Below are 24,567 nucleotides of genomic sequence, written 5' to 3'. Positions count from 1 at the left end.
GTTCTTATAATATCCGAACGTATGCTCCTTATGCAATAGTAAAAAGCCCCATATGTGACCATTAACTACCAACTCAATAGAGCCAACACGTAAGATATAATCTTATTGAGGTGGTTTTATGTTTGTTCAACCAATGTTGCTCGGCAAACGGGAATATCCGTTTGATGACGATCGCTTTATATATCAGCCAAAGATTGATGGCCACCGCTTAATATTATCTCGTACAGCCGAACAGGTACGATTATATACGCGTCACAATACCGAAGTAACACGCCAATATCCTGAGTTGCATATAGTACCGATCGTCGATAATGTTGATGTAGTCTTGGATGGCGAAGTCGCTCGTATGGACGAAACTGGTTGGGTTGACTTTGAATTAATCATGGAACGATTTAGTTTAAAAAATGAGCAACGGATTCGCCGGGCAATGATAACAAGACCAGTTACCTATTACGTTTTTGATGTGCTTTATTATAAAGGCGAGGACGTTCGAGGTTGGCCGCTAACGGAGCGCCTTGCATTGTTGGCAAGTATTCTAAAACCTAACAATTATTTTTCGTCGGTGCTGTCGGTCGAAGGCAATGGGAGTACCCTATTTGACGTCATCATATCGCATAAACTCGAAGGTATCGTTGCAAAGCGTAAGGTTAGCAGATATGAAGGTCGTCGATCCGATAATTGGTTGAAGATAATTAATTACGAGTATGCCAATGTCTATATTGCCGGCTATCGAAAAAGTGAGTTTGGATGGCTTGCGCACATTAACGGACGAGCTGCTGGAGTTATCGAATTAGCAGTTCCTGCTGAGCGAAAACAGGAATTCTATAGAGCTGCAAAATTACTCATAACTGGCGAGGATCAAAATTATGTCTATTTAGAACCGAGGATTAAAGCAAGCGTGCGTTTCCGTAACTATTACAAAAGTGGAATGCTGCGGGATCCGGAGTTTGTCAGCTTTGTACTGTAGTTCAGTTCTACAAAAAAAAAGCCCGCCGACCTTAGAGGGGAAGCGGGCTTAAGTTTTAAAATGGATTGCCACCGTTTACACTAATTGGAGTCAGTGTTAGCATTCTATATCCAACAGTACTCCTTAAATCTACCCCTCTAATTTCCCCATTGGCCATAACTAACCCTGTATCTGAATGGATTACTATTTTCCCATATGCAGGGATATCATTACAAGCTAATATAGCATTCTTTCCAAATCCAGTGTAGTAGTGGCCAGTTGACTTTCCATTTAGCGAAAATGGAGTTCCCGGGATAAAAGACGACGGCCTGTATTCCCCATATGAACCTCCAGTACTGCCTGCATAAGTTATTTCATCCCCAACATCATTATAAAAATGTACTGTCATTTCAACAGGCACACTACTTATATTGTTAAGGTTAAAATAAAAAATTGAGTGATGATCCGTTGCCGAACATACGTTATTATTTTGGACTGTAAAATATTGAACTCTGCTTACCTCAGGTACAGTACTTGTAGCAGATATAGAAGAAGTAAATACAAGCACCACCGTTAGCATAATGAACAAGCCAATTTTCATCAATTTACCTTTCTTCACTCTATCATCTCCCAATCTATTTTGCCTAATCATAACTTACAATTATCGACAAAAACAGACTGTTAATATGGAAATTTTTCCAGTAAGCTTGAGGGTTAATCATAAAGACTTCTTACAGTTTGATCTAAAAAGAAACCCACTAACAGCATACGCCAGTGGGTTTTGTCCTTCTCATTAAATCGTTTGTGCATGCCTACATCTTGGGAAGTTTGAGCATCCTAAAAATTCTCCACGAGAACCTTTTCTCCTAACTAATAGGTAGCCGCAACGCGGACATTCCTGATCATCTTCTTTAGACACAGCGACTTCTTCATTTACATGAGTTGCCTCCGACGTTCCTAACGATTGTTGATTAGTAACTTGTCTCGACTCTGGATTAAGAGCCAAGATCATTTCAATCAGCTTTTCCCTGTTAACCAATCGAACACCGTTTGATTTTGCCAAAGAATATGCAGCTTCTGTATAATCACTGTTTGAAACAACCCACGCTTCATGTGCTCCATAGTGTGCAATTGCAGCTTGGGCTTCTTGTACAGCTTTTATACCTACATTCTTACTATATCTCTTTGCTTGTACAATAATCTTTTTGCCATTCTTTGATATGACTAAATCTGCTCCGAAATCCCCAGCTGCTTGAGTGACTTGTACATTGTAACCATGAGCTTTGAATAAATGACTTAAGTAAATTTCAAACCTTCGGCCATCCATCTTATCTATTTCTGCAATGCCTGATTTCTTTAATCGTTCCGTTCTTGATTGATTAACCACAATTACAATTCCTATGTAAAGACCAATAATCACTCCTGCTGAAATCGCAGCTACTGCAACTGACTTTGTTAAGTAATAAGTGTATACCCCACAACCAAGCGTCAGCATACCTACAAATCCTTGTACTGGATCGTCTTTTTGTTTTCTTCTTCGTGCCACTTAACCTACCCCCAAATTGATTATTCCGAACATAATTAATATTTCGGCTGTAAAGTCAGGAAATTTGACCCAAATTACATTCACATTCTTTTTCTGCCACATATCGCCAAATCACGAGAATTGCAGGGTTTATATCATATGGAAGGATAATAACATTGAATAAAATTTATCGCTGTTAATGTTCATTGGAAACTATAGCCAAATTGTGACTTTTGACTTATACTATTTTTAATATATGAGGTTGTAAATTCGATCACTTCATTTAATAAAAGGAGATTGATTCTTTTGATTGAAACAAAAGCAGTGAAAAACATTGAACAACAAACTATGGAAGTGAATGTAGACGAGATGTTGACTATTCTTTCAAAAAAAAATAGTTTTAATGTCCTTGAAAAAAATTTAGATATATTCTTTTTTGAAAAAGACCCCTATAATTTACAAATTAGGTTAGTAGAACACTTTGGAAACAAAATAGGGACTAGTATATTTGTTTATTTGTTTGATGATATAAAGATTGACAACATTACCAATAAGTCACTAAGAGAATATTTAGCAAAATTAAATTTACTGAAATCTCTCTACGGATCACTTATAAAGGATTCAATGAAAAAAATATCAAACCCATTTTTTTTATCAAATATTATGTACAGCAATAATGAATATAAGAACTTAGCGTTGCTCACTCTAACTAGAAATGACAACCAAAATTTATCTATCGAACTTGATACTAATACTTTATTAGTTATGGCCACACAAACAATAGATGTTTTAAAAAATATGTATTCAAATTTAGATGCCACGTTTGATTTTGAGCGATTCAAGAGTTTACTTGAGACAGTAAACGAGTTCGTTAAACTAATTACTGATAAAGCTGAAGAAAACAGCTCGGAATCTGATTAACGATTGCAATTATGAAAAATCTACTTCTAGACATTATTAAGTTACTTGTTGGCGGAGGTATCTCAGTAATAACCACGTATGTGGTTTTATTAGCGGAAAACAAAAAAAATATTCAGACAAGAAAGCATGAGCTTGCATTAAAAGAACTCGGTGAAAAATTATTCGCACCTTTACTATTGGAACTCACTACATACGAGTCAAAAAATAATCTGCAATTAAAGCACACGTTTAACTTACAAGCTATACTTGAACCTATATCAAAATATCAATTTGAAATTCTACTACTTTCTGAAGAAACTTATATCCAGATTCAAAAGATATATGATTTTGCAGTATCCACTTCCAATACAGGGGGAGACAATGTAAAAACCCAAGATACAATTTTATTTGAACATCTCAATGAATTACGAAATAAATTGAGACACGAATACTTTAAGTATCGGATGTGAACACTGTTGACAACTAAAGATGACAATGCTGAATTGGCTCAAATGGCTCAAGAGATAATAGACGCACTTGCTCGCGTCGATAGAGAAGTTATTACTAAAATGATTAGCCACTCTCATCAAATACATGAGGATGCTCAAAGAAAAGCAACGATGTCTGGGAAAAGCGACAAGATCTCCTGGGATGCCGAAATAATAAAAAACGATTTTGCTAAATTGGAGCAACTTTTTAAAGAAGAAGCGTATAATACCTTAGATAGCAAAGCGATCTTTATAAATACATACACAAAAATAATCAAGATGGATAAAAGTAATCAAGATTAATTGGGGGGGCAAAAATGTCAACAATAATGGTTGAAATTATCCCTGACGTTCATTATAATGTTGAATTCGACTCAATTTCACAAATACTGAATTCGAAGCTGGTATCTCATCCATATGGATATATTGTAGAATCTCAGGATTTCACAATATTTCTTGGCGAGAATGGTGGGTTAAAGATCGGGGTAATTTACTCGGCAGAAGAAGAGTTACACCAAAAATTAAATTCAATTTTAGATGTAATTCAACCAGTAGTAGATTATTTTAATGCACATTATAATAAAAATTACTTAACTAACTTCTTTGCAACACGATCTGATCGTGTTAACCAATCCGAAAAAATATGGGATCTCCCTTCCGCGATTTACAAAGAACTAAAACTTGACAGTAAATATAATCTAAATTCGAGTCAATTTATATTATCATAAATTCCAGCCCGCTGGCCACAAAGGCCAGCGGGCTTCATTTTTACTCTCTATTCACTGTTTGTTTAATGAGCTGATGACCTAGCACCGTAGCGCCAGTAACAAGCACGCCCTGCAAAATGCCCTGCAGCGGATCACCAACTAGCGCGATTCCACCAGCCACACCAACTACAAGCAGCACCCAGGGAATAATCCAATCTACTAATTTCGGAGTTTTCTTCAAAAAAGCACCCAAAATAAAAAGCACTGGTATAAGCACCAGCGCCTTTTCGATAATAAAGTCCATAAAGTTTTCCATTTTAAATATCCCCTCTCTCTGATTCACTCATTCGATCAATTACATCAAGCAAACCCATTCTATCCAAAACAACAGCAAGCTGCGCCCTTGTAAGCGGTTTGTCAGGCTTCCACTCATCCTTTGACATACCGACCATTACGCCGCTTTGTATAGCCTTTACAATACTTCCCTGCGCCCAATGTCCTGCAATGTCCTTCATACCTTCAACGACCTCAGCAGGCTTGTTGTCCTCTTTTGGTATAGCTGATAGTGCCGTAATTTCCTTTTTCACTTTTTCTACAAAGGCATTCCAAGTACCAGCACTTCTGAACGAAGCAGGGCAATTTTTGCCGCTCCATTTATTATGCTGCACCAATCGATCAATAGTTAAGTTGTGTTCAATCAATAACTTGGCGGCAAGTTTTGCAGCATTAGCTTCGGCTACAGCTCTATTGATCCCCTCATTCTCACATATTTCAATTCCAATCGACTTTCGATTACCAGGTCCGTTTGTCCCATCCCCTGCATGCCAGCCATTTTCGTATGTCGGCAGATGCTGATATATTGATTTATCATCGACAGTAAAATGCCATGATACTGGTGTATTTGCTGCGGTATCACCCTTTAAATAATTAGCATGATTAGAAGCGTTTGCTGTTTTTGCTTTATTGCCAGTATCGTGTATCGTTACGTATTCAGCTTTCAGATCATAACCGCTTCTATTTTTTCTGCCTTTAGGTATAATATCTTCAGTAATCTTTAAATCTACCATTGGTTTGACCTCTCCCTTATTTATTGTCAGGGCTACGCCCATCTTACGCCCCCAGCCATTATCAGCAGGCCAAAGGTATGCACTGCCGCCGCCGTCTCCGTTAAGCGCATCAATGCAGCCCAGTTCCAACATAATCACCGCCAAAGTATCCAAAGAGACAGTGTGCTTTGTTCTAGCCACAACAAGCTTGCGGGTTCCTGTAAGCCCAACTGCGAGCCTATATGCGTTACGTTGCCAAATGTCAGTACCTGTCTGGTCACGTATAATGCCGTCTGCTACAACATTAACCCCATTACTCAATAAAGGCGGGCTACCCTGTAATGCCCAAACAGCACCAGCAGGAGCCTTGCCAATGTGTAGCGAACCATCAGGCAGCATATAAAGCTCATCACGCGCTACAGTCTTGGGCTCGTCTGAAATAACTGTCTTGCTGCCCACAATTACCCTGCCAGTTGGCTTGCCAATATCATTGTTTGCATAATTAAAATTAGCAGCCACCGTAGCAGCTGCCGCTTGACCTAAATCTTTTACTGTTGCTCCGATTTTAAAGCTTACACCGATATCATCAATCAACGGATCAGCAATGATATAGTTAACTCCTACACCATTAATACGCTTGGATTGGATCATAACTTAAGACCACCTCCAATAATAAAGCCTGTAACAGCTAGTAATACCGCACCAGCCAAAGTGCGCCATAGCCATTTCTGATTGTCCTCAATCTTATCTAAACGATGGTGCGCTGATTTTGCAGATGCCAACGCTTCTACTGCTGTCTCATTAGCTTGAATGGCTCGATCCAGCTTGCTGTCCATCCCGTCAACTTTTGTCTCAACTCGTGTGAGCCTTTGTAAAACCTCTGATTGCGTATCCGGCATAACTTCACCCCTTTACACAAAAATAGCCCCAATTATTAAGGGCTTAAAGTGCATGCCAATTCAACTTCAAGTTGAAGCTCTCCGACGCGCTCGCGTGGTAGTTGTAAAATGTCAGTTTGAGCGCTACAATCGCGCCATCCGTAGGATCCGGTGTAAGGTCAACATCATAAAGCATGGTATAAGACCGCCCCCATACTCTTGGAGATAACACGTGAATCCCGTATGGTGAAGTATTCCGCTGCCCAGATACATGCCCTCTCGTGTTGTCAGCATCTGTATACGTCGCCCATATTGACCGCCCCATTCCATCGGCATTGTTCGCTGCCTTTCTTCCAACCGTGAGTTGGGCACCGTAGTTATAATTATCATAGCCGCTGCCATCATCAAGCGATAAGGACAAGTTGAGACTTCTCCGGCCCTTGCCAACAGGAACATAGTACGTTTGATATGATCGTGGTCCGCATGTTACGGCTAATGTTTGAGCTCCATATGGCGTACCACCAAAAGCAACGTCACTACCGTCCGCTCGGACTGACCTTTCGTCACGATAGCGAGTATCGAGATAAATACGCTCCTTGAAGATGGGATAGCCGTTTGCGTCAAACTCTTTAGATATCCCGAGGTCTCCGTTAGGATCCTCCCCCCCATATCCGATAAGTAAGTATCCTATTCGGAGACTTCCTTCTGGAGGATTAGGTGGATAAGTATTTATACCGGCACTGGTTCCTGTAGAGGCTAAACGGACCATCCCAGAGTTGTCTATAAATAAATATTTAAATTCCCACCCGTCAGCATCTCCGCCAGATGCGCCGAGTTGTTGCGAGTTGAATCTAGTCTCCGGAATTATCTTATATGTCCCATCCGGCATAATGACTTCTGCTGACGTAACTACAATATCAGCGAAAGGCCTTGTCCACATAAACACGGAACCTGTTGCTAAATAATCAGTACCAATTCCCGATACTCCTATAAACGAAGTAGCGGTTTTGCCTGTATAGGAAAATTCTTCGGTAAATCCCCAAAAGGCGGGATTTCGTGTATCGTTTATATACAGAGAACCACTTTCCGGGAAGCCAGCCGTCGACACTACGTTTATCGTCGTTGCCCCACTACCTACAGCTGCCGTTAACAACGTTTTATTGACGGAGTGAGTGCGATTTTCCAATCGAATTACTCCGCCGGCATGAATACCTTTACCTGCGATCGCGTCTAGCCCAGTTTGCGTAATTGATGCCCACGAGTCCTGTAATGCTTGCCTCAATGTAGCGAGTTTCTTGGTGAGATCTACAAACTTATCATTAACGTCAGCCCGCTCTACAGGTGTGATTCCAGAATCAGAAATGGCGGTGTCGATGGCTGTAATGAGCGCTGTGTATGAAGAATCATAATTGTTCTTCGCGGCTAGCAGCGCGGCTTTGAGTGTTGTATTGACCAAATACAAGCTGTTATAAATCTTAGAGTACTCTGCATCAACATCTGCCTTTTCCTTCGCGAGAGACAATTTGTGTTCAGCAATGATCTGTTGCTCCGCTTCACTTATGATTCCATCGGCAAAAGAAGTTTCCACGTAGTCCTCAAAATCCAACTGCGCTTGTTCCAGCTCAGATTGTTGCTGCTCAAGTTCCAATGTACGTCTGTCTACAAGAGACTGGTATTCTCGCTGCTTGCGTCGATACTGCAGGAGATAATCCGAGATGTAGCGATCTCGGAAATTTCCCAGAATAAAGCGCGGCGGCTGTGAACGTTGGAATGGGTACCGCTCATGCTCATAGACGCGGGCAGTCAGGTTGTAACCTAACTGTTCATTAATTACCGTTACTTCATCGCCAACCCCGACGCCTGGCAGCTGCAGCGTCTCTACGTCGTATTTTTCAGATGGCAATTCGTTGTCGGCAAGGTATTGTTGCATTGCAGCAAGCAGCCGGTCCTGATCATCAATCTCTGGCCAACTCATTTTGCCTTCGAACGGCCGGGCGGGATTGTAGTAGGTTGAGTCAATGTACTTGACCGTGTGGCCGGCGTGTCCCTCGATCGTCAGCCCGTCCTTGCCGTAACCGTATAACCTGGTTATTCGGTCTGTGTCCTGTACTGTGCGGCGGATGCTCCTCTGATTTTTGCGGTAGCGTATCTGCTGGCCAGACTCACCGCCCTTTCGCCTAGTAAAGGTTAACGTTTTGTTGTCCCAAGACAATTCCGCGCCATAAATATCCCGCAGCTCGTGTAGTAGCGCTAACCTACTCTTCTCACCCCAATCAAAGATATCCCTAATCCCAAAGATTCCGGATATTTCAAAGGTAATTCCAGTTCCAGCAAATAGTCGCGTCAACATGACTTCGGCTGTTTGACCTGCTTCAAAGTCAATGAAGTCATCGTAGTAAGTCCTACCAAGACCAAATGCAACATGATGTGCTTCAACATCCTTATAAATACGCCCGGCTGCCTGTCGCTCCTCTGTTTTCCAAATCGTAAACTGTTGCCCATTTTCAACGTTTTCGGAAAAATGGATCTCGTTACCGATCTCTAGTAATTCGTACCGCTCATCAGCATGCAGCTTCGGGTAACGGAATATGACATAATACTCACCGTTCAACACTTCGCGCACGCGAACATTGGAGGCCGACGGCAGAAAGCCCAACCGCCCCGAATCATCCCATAGCTCCAGGCTACTCATTCTCCCCCGCCGCCTTCAGATTCAGGAGGGTTCATTTCCGCAATCAGTGCTGATCTATATGGCTCCGGCACAAATTCAATAGGCAGCCTTCCTGAATAAAGAGCTGTACGGTACATTCCGAGAAAAACTTCATTCAGCATCACTACCGCCTCCTTCCAGTGAAGTTATTCGTGCATTGAGATAGTCAATCTCAGCCATTAAAAAAGTCAACAGGATAGCTACCATCTCCGTGTTGACCTGAAACGTACTCTTATGTGGTGAGACTTTAATGCCTTTTCTTTCAAGATAATCTACTGCTTCTTGTAATGTCGGATTCATGTTATGCCTCCTCCAGCGCAAGTAGTCGCGCAGTATGTTGTGCTAAAATCCAATCTTGTATACCGTCACTACGCTGTAAATCAGCGATATTTTGGGCGTTCTTAGCTATCACTGAACCGGGCGATGATTGATAGGTTAAGGTTGCTTGTCGGATGCCAGCGGTGTACTTGTAGCGATCGAGTACCTGGTAGGTTACGGTATACACAGCAGTTGGATCATAATCAGATGACCGAATCTCTGCTCCTACGCCATCCGTCCAGTAGTCCGTGGCGGCTAGTTTATAGATTTTCCATTGTGGATCTAGTTTCCCATTCTGATAAACACCTAGTATGCGGAAACCTCTGTGCTTCAATTTATTGTTAACATCCCCAATAGTCCGATTAATTTCATACATAGTACCGCTTAATCGAGGTACTATGGGCTCATTAAAAATCACGCCGTCGACTAGCTCTAACTGGCTGCTGCCGCTAGACACTAAAAGCCCGCCTAGATCGCCGCTGATATCCTCGACTACAGGCGTCGCGAGTGCGTAATCAAGTGTAGCGTAGCAATCCCAACCCGGCGCTTTATTTGCAGACACATAGGCTATTGTATTAGTTGGAGCTGTAGAACCATCAAGAATCGATACCCACGAAGTATATGTGGATCCGTTGTTTGCATTTGCTTTCCAGCCATTCATTAGGGCTTTAATTGTAATTGTATTTGGAGGAAGAGAAGCATTCCACCCAGTATCTGTTCTTCGCAAGCGCAAGTAAATCCTAGTGCCATTTGTAGCTAAGAGATGTGAAGGTGCTAATTGGTTAAGGCCAATAACTGTAGGTAATATTTCTCCTGTATATGTTTCTACAATCCCCGTCCAATTAATACCTGTAAGTGTAAGATTAGACGCAAGTTCTACTGTATCAGCATTAGTATTGGTGTAATGTTCCCAAGGTAATGATGCGTCAAGCTTCATACTCGTTAACCAACGTCTAAACAACTTACCCGTTGCGCTGTCGTAGCTGTCCGCGACACTACCATCGACGTTAGCTGCTAGTTTAATAGGTGCGTTGATGTATTGCGGATTGTACGGTTCGAATGATGGCGGCAGTTGGTCAGCGCCACCTAGTACGAGCATCCAATTTCTATAATCAAATTTTCCTGCGACTGTGCTATTAAACCTTATCTCTAAGTTGGCTGTTGTTGCGGTATACGTAACTACAGGTGTTGCAGCAGATATTCCGGCTTTATACACTGCATTCTCATATATGCCTATACGTGCATTTGAACCTACTAATTCTGCTGATAACGTATATTGTTGACCTGGGATAACCGAAATTATTGACGAAGACCTATCGGCAGACGTAGAGTTATGCGTTAAATCGTATGGCGCATTTAATACAGCGTTGGCATGTAAAGTATCGGGGATGCCCGCCAACAGATTCCTACCCGTAGTCCTTAGTGACAAGCCCTGCGCATGCTGCAAGCCGTCAACGTAAGGGAAATACTTGTCGATATCCTCGCCTACAATCGTTGTGCCAATAGCTGCAAAATCTGCGTCAGAGACTTCGTAGAGACGAAGTTCGTCTATATACGCAATACCAGTTGTGTCTGTCGTCGTACCTGCGTATATACGAACTCCTTTACCTATAATAGTATTCGATTTCGGTATTTTAACGTAAACAAATTGCCACGATCCAACGATCGATGTATTAGCTGACGCGCTGTATCTTGTCGAAGGAGGGGAATCGTAGTCAGCAATCCTAACACCAAAACCACCCGGGCTTGTAAAAGATTCTACATATACCCATGCGCCTACGAAATAGTTTTTACTTTTATCTAACTCATAGTCCAATATCAAAGTAGCTACAGCGTGCTTATTTTCAGCTGCGGACCTTAAAGAAGTTGTGCCGCTTCTTTTTATGTTCGTAGCCAAGGTTATATTTCCCGCGATCGTCCACTTATCTAAACTTTCGAACCCGCCTAGTTTACCTGGTATATTAACCGACGACCGCCCCTTAAACTCAATCGTAGCTGGCGTTGCTTGTGATGTCTCTATGATGTTGGCGCCGTATTTCAGTGTTTGAGTCTGGTTCTTCTCTTCGAGCTGACGATATTCCATGCGATCAAGCCGGTCTTTAAGTACTGGATGGGCAATACCGTCAGCTCCGATACGAGCGTCGACAATTTCTGAGTTGTCGCTGCCAGAACTGGCTACTATGTTATCAATGCGTTGATTCTGCCGATCTAGTGCATCCTTAACATTTTTAGCTCCTGCCACTGCTCCGCTGTAGGTGATATGCTGTGCTGGATGCGCGGATGTCGAACCAGCATGCGCATTGTCAGCTGCAATCCTTGCTTGCTGCTCAGTACTGATTTGCTGCTGCAGAGACGAGAGATCCGCATCTGCCCGCGATAGATTGCGATTATGTTTAGCTAGATTCAAGGGATCTAGCTCCTTACCAATCGTTTCAAATCGCATGCATCATGCACTCCTTTCTAATAGAGGTAAGTATGTCGAAATACAAAAGAAACCGTGAGCTTTGCTCCGGTTGCAGTTATCGTTATAATGTTCACTCCTTCGACGAGTCGCGGAAACGTGCCAAGCACACCGTTGAATGAACTTATACCATTCTTCCTAACCATCTGCTCCAGGGGCCTACAATCTATCTCCAACACATCACTTGCAGACATGACTTGGTTGATTGACAACGACTCGCCAGTTGTCGTGTTGGTGATAATGATATTGGTGCCGCTACCCACCAACCGGATTAGCGGGTAGGCTTCGTGAGTACCTGCATGGTTAACTGTTAGGTCAGTCGGCGAGGAAGTAACGTTGAATGTGGCCAACCCAGCATACTGCAATCCCATACCGTAAGAGTAACCCTGACCGTACTCAAGCTGCGTCACTGAATCAGTAACACTCTCGGAAAATGGGAAAAAAGTTTTAAACGGAAGCGTGAATTCCCCAATTGAGCCTACCTTTTCGATCGGAATGCGGCCGTTGTACTTGCAAAGCCACTGCTTGCCTGTCATTCGATCGAGGACGAGAGGCTTAATCCCTGCACGGGCATTGAATATCTTGGCGATCCGCTGTAATGCGATCTGGTATTCAGTCTCATCTTCGGTTATCAGCGACACTTCCAGCTCAATCAAACGCGGTCCATACTTAGTCTCCACATCTACTAATCCATCAAGCCCATCAAGCTCTTCCTCTGTCTGCACTGTTTCGGGCAATAGTGGAATATGCGCTTTAGTTAATAGCAGCCCAAGTGACGCAAAAGAGACACCTCCGAAAGTGGCGCCGCCATTATCCATCAGCTCTCTCCCCTCTCGCAATCATTTGCCGTACAAGATGATCCTGCTCCCGGTAATAGCTTTCTACATCTGTGTCATCCTCCAAGTGAACGTCACCGCTATTCTCGATCAATGGGCCATAATAATTATGATTGATGGTTCGCCCTGCAGATTGGCCAGCTTCGACTAAGCCACTTACCTGCTCTGGTGTAAGCACTGTTTCGCTACGTCGCAAGATACTGACGATCTCATCCGGCATCAGCAATTCAGGGCTACGGAAATTCATCTCACCGACAATCCCGCCTGAATGGTAAAGTGGAACACCATCTTTGTACCAACGTCCTTCTCCGTTGTTATAAGTGGCGCCCAAGCTCGTACCGATTGCTTTATTTTCAGCGGATAAACGCTGTCGTGCCGCAGAATCTGCTGTATGCCAGGCTGCACTGTTAGCCTGCATTTGGGCGACCTTGGACGTATTGACGCCTGTTGATCCGGACACAGAACTTCCAACGGAAGGCACGGACACTGAAGAATGATATGCTGACAATGCCTGCTGCAAAGCTGCCATCTCTTGTTTTATTCTGTTATTGGTTGCTACAAAAGACTTCAAACGCTCATCATCAGCAAGCTTGTACAATTTTGTCAGGTCTCCCGTTAAATCTTCAGTTGCTAAACGTAAATCATCGTAAAAAGTCTCAATGTCCTTCTTTTGTCGGTCTAGCGCTACAAGTTCTTGATCACGTTGCTTTTCCAGATTACGTTTTTGCTGCTCAATATCCATTTGCCGGAGTTTCTCTTGCAGTTCCAAGAACTTCTTTTGACCGCGTTCAGATGTTGCGAAGCGGTACTTATCCATTTCAGCAACGAGCTCGTTACGCTCTTTTAGTCGCTCTGAATCATTGATGGCTTCGGCTTGACCATCATAAAATGCTTGGATAGCCTTTCTACGTTCATCCAGCGCACTAAGCTCTGTCCGTTTGGCCTTATCAATTGCATTGAGAGAATTCTTCAAAGCATCTTTTACAAGCGTCTCCTGCTCTCGTGCAGCTTCCTGCTCTGCCTTCTCCGTTTTTCGAATTAATTCAACACGAAGATTATAAAGCTGAGTGTCAGCCTGCTTGTAGTAATCAGTGTCTTTAGTGTACCGGCTACGTACTCGCGTCCAGGCCTCCATCTTCATCTTGGTGATGGCTTCTTCCGATTCTCCGGCCAGAGTCATCCGCCGTTCTTCCTGAGTGATCCATTCACTACTATGTTGAAAGTCCTTCTGGGCCATTTGCTCTTTAAGTCTATATATCTGTACTTCTAATTGAGTACGGAGTTCATAGCTATCCTTATACTTAGCCAGCATTTTCTCCAAGCGGGCAAGTTCGGCTTTTTCAGTCAGTTGGCCCATTTCCCTTTTATATTGCATAAGCTTCATCTCGTCGTCATATTCACGCTTGTACATCTGTTCTTTCAGTTGATAGATGCGCACTTCCACATCCATGCGGATCTCGGCATATTGCTTATACTTTTTTTCGAGATTTTCAAGTGCCGCCAGCTCCTGCTTTTCTGATAATTGATTCAGATTTTTTTTATACTCAAGCAGGTTTAAAGCCGCTTGATATTCCTCGCGGGCAAGCTCCTCTTTTGTCTTAACCTTCTTATCCTTGCCGTTCTTCTTCTTATCAGAAGTTGTTTCATTTTCAACTGGACGACGGAAAGCATCTACACCTGTTGTCAAATCATCTAAAAGCTTCTTCGCCTCATTTATTTCATAGTTACCCCTATTGATAGTTTCCGTTAACTTTTGCCTAACCGCATCGATAGTAGTTTCCATTTGCTTCCCTAAAAAACTCGCGATTGTCGGGCTGATAAATGGAGCTGTGGAACTTCCTCTTCCTTCAATTCTCTCTAGCTCTGCCATGTTTTCTCTAGCGATTCTAGTACGCTCCTCAGCTTCAATCTTCGCTGCTTCTATCACTTTTTTAGACGTCGATACTGCAGAATTCAAACGATTTTCTTCGCCAGAAATGTAATCTTCCAATGCTTTTTTGTTTTTGATATGCCAGCGATTTTCCTCGTCCAACAAAACATGAAGCTCCGGATATTCTTGCTTAAGTTTCCGTACTGCATCGGCAAGGCGTACTTTCTGTTGTTCCGTTAGGTTAGTTTTATCTTTTAATTTATCATATTCCTCAGACAATGCTTTGAGCTCAGATACGTTATCTGCCAGCACAATATTCTCACGCATATTCTCTCGCGTTAAAGATACCAAAGCTCCCAAGGCTTCATCAGATGCCTGCTTCATTCCTCTTAAAGCAAATTCCGCTTCTTCAACGCTACTGTAATCGAGCATCTTCAACTCCTTGTCTACTGCCTTGATCGCGTCGGCCAGTTCAAATATCTTGTGTGTATTCTCTATGGATCCGTTGCCGCGTTCTGCAATTGTGACAAGGTTGTTGTACTCTTTTTCTAGCTTATTACGACGTTCCAAGACCTCATTAAGTGTCTCGAGGTTGGACTGGAGCATTTTATATTGGTTTACATTCATACTATTTGACGAGTCACTTAGTACTTTGTTTAGCTGCTCTTGATTGGCCGTAAATTCTTTAACTGATTCAGAAGCTTGATTGGTTGCTAACGAATACGCAGTAACCCCTGCAATGAGAGATCCGATACCTAGAATTGTCCAGCCGATAGGCCCTAGCAAGGAATTAACAAGGGTTAGCATTGCTGCTAATGAACTAAGAACAGCAATAAATCCTGTTACAGCTATCGCTGCAGCTGTTAGCCCTGCAACAGTTTCTTTATTCTCACTTGTCCAAAGAGAAAAGCTCTTAATGATCGGTGTGATTAATTCAAGCGCTCTCTCCAAATAAGGAATAAACGCTTCGCCCAATTCTGTACGAACTTCCTGCAGTGTTGATTGATAGGTTGCCTGAGTACCTGTCAGTCCAGTCATTGCTTCATCAGCATTACCAGCATAAATCGCTCCTTCTTGAAGCATGCCGTTATAGGCTGCCTGCACCTTCTGAGCTTCCGTGAGTTTACCAGCTGTAGTACCAATAGATTTTGCGTAACGCTCCTGCATAACGGAGAGGTTGGTCGTGATCCCAGCAGAATCCGTTAAGTTAGAATTTCCTGCTTTAATCCCTTCTGCAACCTTCTTAATCGCCTCATCCCAATCTAAATGTGACTGTCTGCCATAAGCAGCAGCGTCTGCAGTCGCTGTAATAATTTTTTCTGTTTCCTCAAGAGAAAAGTTAAGCGTTGTGTACGTTTTGACCGTATCAGCCATAACCGCCTTGTTGAGTCCCCAGCGATCGGCGAGTTTATCTGCAAGATCAGCAGCTTGTCCTGCATCAAGGTTAAATGATTTAGCGGCATTACCTAATCCTTTGTATGAGTTTGATAAATCATTAGTTTCCTCAGAAAGTGTTTTCACTCCATTGACAAGCTTTGAGAATATTGCGCCGGCCCCAAGAGCGGCAAGGCCTGACGAAAGCCCGTTAATACCTTTTGTCGTCTTCTGAGCTTCGACTTCTGTTTCACGAAGCTCTTGTTTAATTTTCTCGATGCTTTGACTATCGACACCAAGCCGCTTAAGGGTTGCGCTCAATTCTTCGAGTTGCCTCTCAGCTCTGCCAGGATCGAGATTATCCAAGTTCTGTTTGACGACCTTGATTTGCTCCGCATTGAACCCAATATCTTTGAGCGCTTGATCGAAAGTCTCAATTCCACTGGCCACCTGTTGGCTTTCCTGTCCGGCTGCTTGTAGACTGTCCTCTAGAGCCCAAATTTTTTGCGCTGTATTATCGGATGATTGCGATAGCTTAATTAGTGTCGACTCCGTACGAAGAATCTGTTCCTGAAGTTTGGTTTTAGCAGCCTCATTGAATGTGTTAGCATATGATTCCTTCAATTCGGCCAGCTTTTTTCGCTGTAAGTCGATACGAGCATTTACGTTGTCAAGAGTTGCTGTTAATTTGGAAATTTGATCTTTAGTTGATCCTACCTTCGCAATTTCAGTCTCTACGTTCTTTAGTCCAGTCGCTGTTTTCTTTCCTTGCTCGCCCAAATCCACAAACTCTTTTTTCACGGCATGAATCTCTTGTTTCATCTGCGACGCCTCGGCCACAAGCCGGGCACGTAACTCGCCGATCTCTACCGTCATATTATCAACCTCCTTTCAATCGAAGTTTCAATGCTTCGTATTGCTCATGTGCTGATTTCGGCGGCTCAGGCGGCGGTTTTGGCAACTGGCCACGCCACTGATTAAGGATTGCCTCACGTGCTTCCATATCAGTTATATGAGGGTAAGCAGATACCTCGATGTGATTAATCATGTCCCTCGCTCGCCTTTCACCGCTCAATTCCAGCAGCTGAGGTAAATCAATCCAAAAATAATTGTTCTCGATTTCATGCTGTGTCTTCCCCAAAGTCAAACAGCAGTGAAGAACAAATTCATCCCACGTTATCCGCCGGCCTGTTCCATCCTGGCCATTATACTCTGCACGAACTGCTGAGCCATCGGCGGAATCAGGCCGCTTACGTTTCCCAAGGCTTTATTAATATCATTGAGCTCCCAGGTCAAGCGAAGGAACTCGGTGCATTGCGCAATGCTGGCTTGCTCGTCCAGGTACTCGATCGGCAAATCACTCAACAGAGACGTAATCTCATATATTTCATCTATAAAAACATCAGCGGCCGCCACGATAAAGACCGCCCGGTCATTTTCAGGGGTCAGGAATAACTTAACGAGAAACTCACCGATCGTGCCGATGTGCTCAGTCAGTTTCTTAAGACGCGAACGCGTAAGTTTCGGGATCTCTACTTGCTTCTTACCAAGTTGTACACGGTCTTTCTTAATAAATGGAAACACTGTCATTCCCCCTTGTATTTAAAGGATTTATCCCTATCTGCTAGAATGTATTATTTGATCAGTAACTTTCAGGAAGGGGCAAATCTTATGAAATTAAACCATGATTGCGTCCGAGATATACTGTTAACAATAGAATCCGAATTAGATGTTGATGGCTTCATGCTTTCTACAAAATTGCAGGAGCATGATAATCTAGCTAAATACAGCTACAAAGAAATACTTTACTGTTCAATTCGCTTACGAGAAGCCGGTTTCATTGAGACAATAGGTACTGATATTACTAGCTCGGTTGGTAGAATACTTAAAATTCGTGGTTTAACTTATGATGGCCACTTATTTCTCGACAATGTACGCGACAATTCACGTTGGTCAAAAGTAAAGGAAACAGCAAAATCATCTGGAGTGGTAGCTATAAATTTACTTGCCGCATTAGCAGAAACCTATGCAAAAAAAGCACTCGGTTTAGATTAGTCCTAAGTCTTCACGAGCATATTGATCTGCTAGCAGAACTGCTTTTTCTAACGAAGTAGCCTTTGATTTTACTTTCATCCATCGTTTGTTATTGTGAGTATTGTCAATAAAAGCATGTGCCTTAGCCGTAGGCATAAATGTTTCAGCATCTAAGAGCCCTGCTGCTATTAGTTCGTCATGGTCAGCAAAAAATAGGCTGTACTCTTCGAGGGCTTGTAAATATTTACGAGCATTTTCAATACGTTTTGTAGACATATGACTTTCTCCTTTCACAAAGAAGACGCCCTGGATGGCGCCTTCTTTGCTTTAGATTATGCAGTTGCCGTAATGTCACCCCAAGTGTATAACAGGCCTTTCGGTGTAGCTGCGAGAGATGGATAGGCAATCGCATTGATAGTAAATCTACGGTTATTATCCAATACGTAGCCTGCGTTCATATCAAATTTAATACCCACACTTTCCAGGTAAATGAATTGATCTGGATCATCGATGCCAAGAGGTTTAATAACCGCCCGTTTGCGCGGCAACCTCTTACCTGCTAGTCCAGTAACTTGGTACTTAACCGGAGCTCCTTCCGCAGCACCACCGACTTTAATTGCATTAGGGTTAAACTTAATAACCTTCTCAAAGTCCATATCTGGAGTTTCGAAAGCTACGCTTCCAGTTGTGCCTGTAGAAATAGAATCGATTGGCGCCGTACCCGTTTGGTCTGTTGTCGGATCGTAATAAGTTGTCGTTGTTGTAAATGTGATGCCGCCTTGAGTAAGATCTATGACAAAACCGTCAATCTCTAGCTGTCCTTCTTCATCGACTCCCCATTCAAAAATACCAGGACCTGAATAAATTATTGGATCGTTCATGAATCATGCTCCTCTCGTCTGAAATATAAAGTTGGTAGAATACACTGGTCTATCTTGTCCATCCAAGCCCAACGGAATTGGATTAGACTGGAGCGCCTTGCTCGACCAGACATAAGCATCCCCGGCTAAGTAATTACTTTTACGATGCAGCAAATCAATTAAACGTTTTGCCTCCGCCTCAGCTGCCCTCTTATTGGCCGGATTAGCCTTATACGACTTTCCTTTGATAATTACTTGGTAGGTCGGATTGTCTCGCGGGATGTAATCATGTGAAGCGTATCCCCCGGTACCAAATACAAAAAGAGCCGGCAGTTTGCTGTCCGGCAAGTCAGAAGGTATGAATCCCTCGTCTGGGAATACGTTAAAGCCCGATAAGGCCAAATAGCTAATCAAGTCCTCCGACAGCAAGGTTCATCCCTCCAGTATTTTAGATAGTTCTTCGATGATCAGCTTCTCATTCATTTTGATTGCGCGCTCAAGATACTTTGCCCCCGGCAGTTCACCGTTATATGCACCCTTACTACGTGTTTTCTCGCCAGGCGTAAGTTGTACGATTTTGCCAGAAGCTGTTTTTCGAAAACCTTCGTGTTGAACAACCGCATAATCATTTACTTCTGGGCTCGTACCAAAATCAATGTAAGAAACACCAATCAGTTTCTTAACCTCGCCAACTATAAGAGCAGCTTCAAGGTCTCCCGTGTCGATCGGCGCAAGTCGTTTGGCATCGTGAATAATTTTGAGAGCAAGTCTTTCTAGTGTGGCATCTATTCTTGCATCGATTTCTTCAACTGCAGCATCAAGTGCACTAATCATAGCTTCGAGCCCATCGAGGTTAAAGCTAAACCCTTTTGCCCCGGCCATAGACAATCACCTTCTTCACATCGTCGGTTCCAAGATACTTCTTCACCTCATAATGAGCGACATCGACGCGGATCTCGGCGCCGAGCTGATCGACATAAAAGAAGTAATCATCAAAACCAATTGGAATCGCCCCTTCGATGTGGACCGTATACGCGATCTGCACCTCTTCTCCGCGGGCATTCCGGATCAGCCGCTGCTCCTCGACGACCTTGGCTGCTCTGTCCGTTTGAACCGGTGGAAGCGGCCGCCCCCAATCATCAATTTCGGAATGGAAGTGAGCCACCATTGACGGATAACCGAATAGACTCATACCAAAGCACCGCCAAACTGTCGCAATGCTGCTTCTTCAGCCTCAATCTCTGCAAGCTCCTCTGCAGTAGCCCCTAGCAGTTCTCGTACATCTGGAGCAACAACAGGTCGCTCCCCATCCTTGTAGCTGACTGTTTCGCCGTTATCAGCTACAGTCTTAACGTTGTGCTTCTGATATTTTAGCGCTGGATCGATGCCCTGCAACTCCCAAACGGACTGATATGCTACTAGCTCAGTAGTTAGTTCGACCTCTGGATACCAACGTGCAAGTACACGTTCAGCCTGCTTCACAGCAACAGATTGCCGCTGCTCAGATGATCGTTGCCATGCTTCTGTATCGAGCAAATTCTCGGAGATCCAATCATTCACTGCCTGCCTGTCCATCAGGATCACTCCTTGTCAGGCTTAGCTTTGGCTTTGGCTGCTGCAACTTCAGCAGCCTTGCGTTCTGCCTCTTCTTGCTCAGCCTTGGCTTTAGCTTCTGCGGATGCCGCTAGTTGCTGCCGTTCGAACTCCTGCAGTCGGGCCAGTTCAGCACGCATAGCTTCAACATCGTCCTGCTCCGTTACCGCTGCTGTGCCATTGGCAGTGATAGCAGCACCCATGCTGATAAGACGTTTTGCCTCAGCATCGGAGAGCTTAATTATCTCACCGGACTTGCGCCACTGGCCGTCTACTTTTGTTAGTGCCTTTAGTGTTACATTCATTGCTTCTATCTCCTTTCAAAGAAAATAGGAGCACCGGAAGGCGCTCCTTAAATTACCGTTGCAGAAACAATAGAATCGGCAAACCCGAAAGCTGGGAAGTTCAGTGCCACACCAGCTGTGCGTACACGAATCGGATTCTTGGTAACATCACGGAACACATACAGCCCCATGTCACCAGTACGTTCTGCTGGAATGTCATTCACAATCATTTCTTCAGTTGTCTGAGCCCATAGATAATTACCTAATGGACCTTCAGGCATAAGAATGAATCTACTTTCCTCAAATGTTCGAGCCGTAGTATAAGTCACTCTATTGTTTGTGAGAGCACGATCCTCACTTCGCAACATTTTATCGTTGACTGCAATACGCGGCAGACCAAGATCAGTGAGAACAGAGTTAAGTTGCGCTCGGTTAAGCTGCGGCGGGTTTGCTGATCCGCTTGGATTGCCATGGTACTGCAAGCGAATAGACTTGTTTTGTAATAAAAGCGAGAGTACTTTGGTAGATGTTAATGCGCGACTAACGACAATGCCTAAGTCACGCATCTTGCCAACCCATGTCTGGATATCCATGAGCGGAGTAGAGTTATCCAAGTCACTCCATTTATCAGTTCCAGTAAGCACAGGTTTTTGATCGGCTGTATAACCATAATCAACGTCCACCATTACGTCGCCCTCTACATATTTCACAGCACCAGTTGCAACAAGCTTCATAGCTACCCATTCTCGGCGAGCACGAATAGCATCCACAACGAAACCTGCATCATCGAATTGTTTGTTTCGCAGTTGATTAATTTCTTGCGGTCGTAACCCAAAATCTCCTGAAGCTTGCAACGCAAGACGTACAAGGCGTTCATCCATATAGCGCCCTAGTTGAATCTTTGGAATTTCTACGCGAGTGCCGGAAAGACCTTCACGGGACGCGTACTCTACCTCTGTTCCAAGTTCTGCGATTTTCGCCATAACCGGAATATTGTTCGATTCACTTCTGAGTACATCTACTGTTAGTTCTGATGTCTCCTTTGGAGGGAAGAGCAACGGATGCAAATATTCGTTATCGATTGCAAGATTACGAGAATAAACAAGCAGGTCGCTTGATGTCAGCGCCTGCTCTAAAGTTAAATTCATTGGATTCCCAGCAGCAAACGTCTGGAGATTCATTTCCAACAGAAATGGTTTCTTCATTATTTCCTTCATTCCTTTCAATTTAATTAAGCAAATACAATGTGTGGCATCTTAGAGATCAGCGTATCATCAACAGTGACAGGGATTCGCTCTTTAATAAACTTGCCTACCTCATAGCCACCAACAACATGATCGCCATCCTTGACGTTTACTGTGTGCTTCAAAATGACAGTAGGGTTCTCGCTACCGTCAGTACCGTCCTCGTCATATGGCACAAACTTGCCTGTTGCTGTAACCTTAGCCATCGGCATACCAATTCGGATAATCTTATCACCGTTAGCATCTGCCGTGATCTTAGATGAATCAATAGTGATACCATTCGTCACTTCTCGGACAACCTCAAATGATGCTAGGATTTCCGGATCAGCAATTACTTCAAATCGTTTTGTGGGTTGCAGTCTCATCGTTTTACCTCCTTATTAATTGCCCCACGGGTTGTGTACCGTCTGTTGAACAGGTATCACTCCACGTGATTGGGCTTGTTTAATCAATGCTTCTTGACGTGCTTTTTCATCACCGCCGCCAGCACCGCCGCCTACATTTGCACCAAAAGAACCTCCGCCTGGCTTTTGCTTTCCCAAGTGCGGCTTTTTCTTCAGCAGATCCTCCAGCGCTTCCTTCACTCCGGTCAAATTGCCTTTGTCATCCTCTTTAACCTGGGATAGATCAGCGAGGGCGTGAGCATCCTCCCAGTCTGCGAATCCGAGTTCATTCGCCAAAACCTTAACCTCGGCAGCAAGCAGACGCTTGAAGGTCTTGGCGTTCTGCTCTTTCTCGCGTTCTTTCAATTTTTCTTCTAGTAAAGCATCGACATCGACGGGCTCTTCATCCTTTTTCTTGGACCTATCGCCTTTGTTGTCTTCCGGCTTCTTCAAGGCAGCTTGCATAGCCTCAACAGAGTCAAATCCAAGTTCCTTAGCGAGAGCTGTCTTCGCTGCTTTCTCAGCCCTTGATAGCCGCGATTGAACAGCAACATCAAGTTCGGTCTGGGTGAAAGTTTTCTCTCCACCTCCAGCGCCTTCACTGTCACCGCCATTGCCGCCCGAACCACCTCCATCACCTCCGGAGCCTCCCCCATCACCAGCGAACAGTTGTAGATTCATGCGAAATCTGTATGGTTTGAACATTTCAAATGACCTCCTATTTAAAGTCCGGGTGGACTAGCCTCGAATAGCAGTTTTATGTCATGCCACGGTTTGGACAAAAGAAAAAGCCGCCCTAAAGAGGCGACCAAATTTTTTTGTTGTTTTCAAGAAAACTTCTTGTTGTCAACCCATTTTTGTAAGTTTTCAATATTGGTTATTAATTTTAATTCAGGGTCAGTGAGTAGACTTGTCAGTATTCTTTTTATTAAACGGTAAGAATCAATAGAATCTTTGAGTGTCACATTCTTTGCCCCACCATGAGCAATTGCAGATCTAATTTGATACATGCTTTTGACTTTTTTCATGACATCCATTCGTGACTCAACATCACTCCCTAAAATGAATGAAGAAAATTCAGCTAATTGATTTGCTATTGAAGGATTTACCAATACATTTTTTGACTGAAACATAAAAAGTGCTTCTAAAGCAAATATATATTGAATGAATGAATTAGTATAATCCTTTTCCTTGAGGCCTTTTCCAATCCAAATAACGGCTGAGATTATGCGGCGATCAATATCAGTCTTACTACTCAACTTCATTTTTTCCCAAATAGAATTATTACCATTTTGCTCACTAATAAAATAATTGTTTAATTGAATATTACTAAATACTCCTTGACTAGATATATTTCTTAAGGCGTTAGCCTCTGAAAAAATATAAGTGTGGTTTTCTCTCATAGAATGTGTATCTAGAACAGAAACATTAAATATCGTTTGCCGGCCAATCATGTACCTCATGACATTCTCAAACTCATTAAACTTCACTTCTGCAATAGAGACAGCTAGATCACTGTATCTTGAAGTAACAGTAGTAGTTATCAATAGATCAGTATATTCACTATCGAGCTCATCCCAAATCGTTGACGAATCTATATATGGAGATTGAAGTGAAATTAAGTCCTTATGAATTGCTTTCTTATAAATTACGAAATCACCAAGTTCGATAGGATCAGTCTTGTCGTCAAATTCAGCACCATATAGGGGTTTTATAATTAACCACTCTATATTAGGCAGCAAAATAAATTTACCCAAAAAAAGAGAAACATCTTTTTCAGTAATTGTTTTTTCTGTGAAGATAAAATCCTCTAAAAAATTAATTAATTCGTCTGAAAATGTTTCAAGCGAGACTGATTCATAAACTTTTCGATCACTTTCCCAAATCTCCGCACAAGTTTTATTAAAAGTAATTCTATCACTTGTATATATAAAGAGATTTTGATTATACTTCTCGCTCACTTTAAACAAAAAATGCCCTTCACCTTTTGGTGCAGGCTCTGTCTTAATAACATCGATTATTTTTTTGAAAAAAATTATCATTTTTATCAGCTCCTTTGCTTTATAATTATCTATCTCTATTACTAAAAAATCAAATAATTCCCAATCTA

General features: G+C 42.9%; 29 protein-coding genes. 6 read left to right on the top strand and 23 right to left on the bottom strand.

What is annotated here, in order from left to right; genetic code table 11:
* Positions 1–118 precede the first annotated feature (118 nt).
* Positions 119–967 carry an ATP-dependent DNA ligase gene (locus ACRRU2_RS08050; RefSeq protein WP_432500694.1) on the top strand — a complete coding sequence of 283 codons (849 nt, stop codon included), beginning with the start codon at positions 119–121 and terminating at the stop codon, positions 965–967.
* Between the two features lie 55 nt (positions 968–1,022).
* Here ACRRU2_RS08050 and ACRRU2_RS08045 read toward each other — a convergent pair whose 3' ends face one another.
* The gene (locus ACRRU2_RS08045) at positions 1,023–1,565 is read right to left on the bottom strand and encodes a hypothetical protein (protein WP_432500693.1); all 543 of its coding nucleotides are present in this window, start codon (positions 1,563–1,565) and stop codon (positions 1,023–1,025) included.
* A 174-nt stretch (positions 1,566–1,739) separates the two neighbouring features.
* Positions 1,740–2,492, bottom strand: a complete 753-nt coding sequence (locus ACRRU2_RS08040; protein WP_432500692.1) for a restriction endonuclease — start codon at positions 2,490–2,492, stop codon at positions 1,740–1,742.
* Between the two features lie 285 nt (positions 2,493–2,777).
* Here ACRRU2_RS08040 and ACRRU2_RS08035 point away from each other — a divergent pair, with 285 nt between their 5' ends.
* The 4 genes from ACRRU2_RS08035 to ACRRU2_RS08020 are packed head-to-tail and all read left to right on the top strand — an operon-like array spanning position 2,778 to position 4,587.
* Positions 2,778–3,392 (top strand): hypothetical protein, encoded by a 615-nt coding sequence (locus tag ACRRU2_RS08035; RefSeq protein ID WP_432500691.1) that lies wholly within the window; start codon positions 2,778–2,780, stop codon positions 3,390–3,392.
* Between the two features lie 11 nt (positions 3,393–3,403).
* A complete protein-coding gene (locus ACRRU2_RS08030) occupies positions 3,404–3,841 on the top strand; it encodes a hypothetical protein (RefSeq protein WP_432500690.1) in 438 nt (145 codons plus the stop codon).
* Between the two features lie 6 nt (positions 3,842–3,847).
* Positions 3,848–4,162 carry a hypothetical protein gene (locus ACRRU2_RS08025; protein WP_432500689.1) on the top strand — a complete coding sequence of 105 codons (315 nt, stop codon included), beginning with the start codon at positions 3,848–3,850 and terminating at the stop codon, positions 4,160–4,162.
* Positions 4,163–4,176: 14 nt separating this feature from the next.
* Positions 4,177–4,587 carry a hypothetical protein gene (locus ACRRU2_RS08020; protein ID WP_432500688.1) on the top strand — a complete coding sequence of 137 codons (411 nt, stop codon included), beginning with the start codon at positions 4,177–4,179 and terminating at the stop codon, positions 4,585–4,587.
* Between the two features lie 40 nt (positions 4,588–4,627).
* Here ACRRU2_RS08020 and ACRRU2_RS08015 read toward each other — a convergent pair whose 3' ends face one another.
* The 10 genes from ACRRU2_RS08015 to ACRRU2_RS07970 form a co-directional block, all read right to left on the bottom strand.
* Complete coding sequence (locus tag ACRRU2_RS08015) at positions 4,628–4,882, bottom strand: phage holin family protein (RefSeq protein ID WP_432500687.1); 255 nt, start codon at positions 4,880–4,882, stop codon at positions 4,628–4,630.
* A gap of 1 nt (position 4,883) precedes the next feature.
* On the bottom strand, positions 4,884–6,263 hold the full coding sequence (locus tag ACRRU2_RS08010; protein ID WP_432500685.1) for an N-acetylmuramoyl-L-alanine amidase: 1,380 nt from the start codon (positions 6,261–6,263) through the stop codon (positions 4,884–4,886).
* Complete coding sequence (locus tag ACRRU2_RS08005; protein WP_432500684.1) at positions 6,260–6,511, bottom strand: hemolysin XhlA family protein; 252 nt, start codon at positions 6,509–6,511, stop codon at positions 6,260–6,262. Before ACRRU2_RS08005 ends, ACRRU2_RS08010 begins: the two co-directional genes overlap by 4 nt.
* Positions 6,512–6,554: 43 nt before the next feature.
* The gene (locus tag ACRRU2_RS08000; protein WP_432500683.1) at positions 6,555–9,182 is read right to left on the bottom strand and encodes a phage tail spike protein; all 2,628 of its coding nucleotides are present in this window, start codon (positions 9,180–9,182) and stop codon (positions 6,555–6,557) included.
* Positions 9,179–9,322: a hypothetical protein gene (locus tag ACRRU2_RS07995; RefSeq protein WP_432500682.1), complete on the bottom strand. Its 144-nt coding sequence runs from the start codon at positions 9,320–9,322 to the stop codon at positions 9,179–9,181. Before ACRRU2_RS07995 ends, ACRRU2_RS08000 begins: the two co-directional genes overlap by 4 nt.
* Positions 9,312–9,500: a hypothetical protein gene (locus ACRRU2_RS07990; protein ID WP_432500681.1), complete on the bottom strand. Its 189-nt coding sequence runs from the start codon at positions 9,498–9,500 to the stop codon at positions 9,312–9,314. The genes ACRRU2_RS07995 and ACRRU2_RS07990 overlap by 11 nt, the downstream gene beginning before the upstream one ends.
* Position 9,501: 1 nt before the next feature.
* On the bottom strand, positions 9,502–11,961 hold the full coding sequence (locus ACRRU2_RS07985) for a hypothetical protein (RefSeq protein ID WP_432500680.1): 2,460 nt from the start codon (positions 11,959–11,961) through the stop codon (positions 9,502–9,504).
* 17 nt (positions 11,962–11,978) lie between these two features.
* A complete protein-coding gene (locus tag ACRRU2_RS07980; RefSeq protein ID WP_432500679.1) occupies positions 11,979–12,797 on the bottom strand; it encodes a phage tail domain-containing protein in 819 nt (272 codons plus the stop codon).
* Complete coding sequence (locus ACRRU2_RS07975; protein WP_432500677.1) at positions 12,790–16,935, bottom strand: hypothetical protein; 4,146 nt, start codon at positions 16,933–16,935, stop codon at positions 12,790–12,792. The genes ACRRU2_RS07980 and ACRRU2_RS07975 overlap by 8 nt, the downstream gene beginning before the upstream one ends.
* 300 nt (positions 16,936–17,235) lie before the next feature.
* Positions 17,236–17,649, bottom strand: coding sequence for a hypothetical protein (locus ACRRU2_RS07970; protein WP_432500676.1), 414 nt, complete (start codon positions 17,647–17,649; stop codon positions 17,236–17,238).
* An 81-nt stretch (positions 17,650–17,730) separates the two neighbouring features.
* Here ACRRU2_RS07970 and ACRRU2_RS07965 point away from each other — a divergent pair, with 81 nt between their 5' ends.
* Positions 17,731–18,114 (top strand): DUF2513 domain-containing protein, encoded by a 384-nt coding sequence (locus tag ACRRU2_RS07965; protein WP_432500675.1) that lies wholly within the window; start codon positions 17,731–17,733, stop codon positions 18,112–18,114.
* On the opposite strand, the gene ACRRU2_RS07960 is transcribed toward ACRRU2_RS07965, so the two are convergent.
* From ACRRU2_RS07960 to ACRRU2_RS07910, 11 genes are all read right to left on the bottom strand, one after another.
* Positions 18,106–18,369: a hypothetical protein gene (locus tag ACRRU2_RS07960; RefSeq protein ID WP_432500674.1), complete on the bottom strand. Its 264-nt coding sequence runs from the start codon at positions 18,367–18,369 to the stop codon at positions 18,106–18,108. The genes ACRRU2_RS07965 and ACRRU2_RS07960 overlap by 9 nt on opposite strands.
* A 56-nt stretch (positions 18,370–18,425) precedes the next feature.
* Complete coding sequence (locus ACRRU2_RS07955; RefSeq protein ID WP_432500673.1) at positions 18,426–18,974, bottom strand: hypothetical protein; 549 nt, start codon at positions 18,972–18,974, stop codon at positions 18,426–18,428.
* A 3-nt stretch (positions 18,975–18,977) separates the two neighbouring features.
* Positions 18,978–19,382 carry a minor capsid protein gene (locus ACRRU2_RS07950; protein ID WP_432500672.1) on the bottom strand — a complete coding sequence of 135 codons (405 nt, stop codon included), beginning with the start codon at positions 19,380–19,382 and terminating at the stop codon, positions 18,978–18,980.
* Between the two features lie 3 nt (positions 19,383–19,385).
* Positions 19,386–19,835, bottom strand: coding sequence for an HK97 gp10 family phage protein (locus ACRRU2_RS07945; RefSeq protein ID WP_432500670.1), 450 nt, complete (start codon positions 19,833–19,835; stop codon positions 19,386–19,388).
* Entirely contained in the window at positions 19,813–20,145 is a 333-nt protein-coding gene (locus tag ACRRU2_RS07940) for a hypothetical protein (protein ID WP_432500669.1), read from the bottom strand. Before ACRRU2_RS07940 ends, ACRRU2_RS07945 begins: the two co-directional genes overlap by 23 nt.
* Positions 20,142–20,528 carry a hypothetical protein gene (locus tag ACRRU2_RS07935; RefSeq protein ID WP_432500668.1) on the bottom strand — a complete coding sequence of 129 codons (387 nt, stop codon included), beginning with the start codon at positions 20,526–20,528 and terminating at the stop codon, positions 20,142–20,144. The genes ACRRU2_RS07940 and ACRRU2_RS07935 overlap by 4 nt, the downstream gene beginning before the upstream one ends.
* A 5-nt stretch (positions 20,529–20,533) precedes the next feature.
* Positions 20,534–20,851: a hypothetical protein gene (locus ACRRU2_RS07930; RefSeq protein ID WP_432500667.1), complete on the bottom strand. Its 318-nt coding sequence runs from the start codon at positions 20,849–20,851 to the stop codon at positions 20,534–20,536.
* A gap of 47 nt (positions 20,852–20,898) precedes the next feature.
* Positions 20,899–22,035, bottom strand: a complete 1,137-nt coding sequence (locus tag ACRRU2_RS07925; protein WP_432500666.1) for a major capsid protein — start codon at positions 22,033–22,035, stop codon at positions 20,899–20,901.
* Between the two features lie 26 nt (positions 22,036–22,061).
* Positions 22,062–22,439, bottom strand: coding sequence for a head decoration protein (locus ACRRU2_RS07920; protein ID WP_432500665.1), 378 nt, complete (start codon positions 22,437–22,439; stop codon positions 22,062–22,064).
* Between the two features lie 15 nt (positions 22,440–22,454).
* Positions 22,455–23,162, bottom strand: coding sequence for a scaffolding protein (locus ACRRU2_RS07915; RefSeq protein ID WP_432500664.1), 708 nt, complete (start codon positions 23,160–23,162; stop codon positions 22,455–22,457).
* 122 nt (positions 23,163–23,284) lie between these two features.
* Positions 23,285–24,499: a hypothetical protein gene (locus tag ACRRU2_RS07910; protein WP_432500663.1), complete on the bottom strand. Its 1,215-nt coding sequence runs from the start codon at positions 24,497–24,499 to the stop codon at positions 23,285–23,287.
* Between the last annotated feature and the right edge of the window lie 68 nt (positions 24,500–24,567).

The organism is Paenibacillus sp. GXUN7292 (assembly GCF_050864975.1).
GTDB lineage: Bacteria > Bacillota > Bacilli > Paenibacillales > Paenibacillaceae > Pristimantibacillus.
Note: the sequence above shows the minus strand (reverse complement) of the source record. Positions and strands in the feature narration are given on the sequence as shown.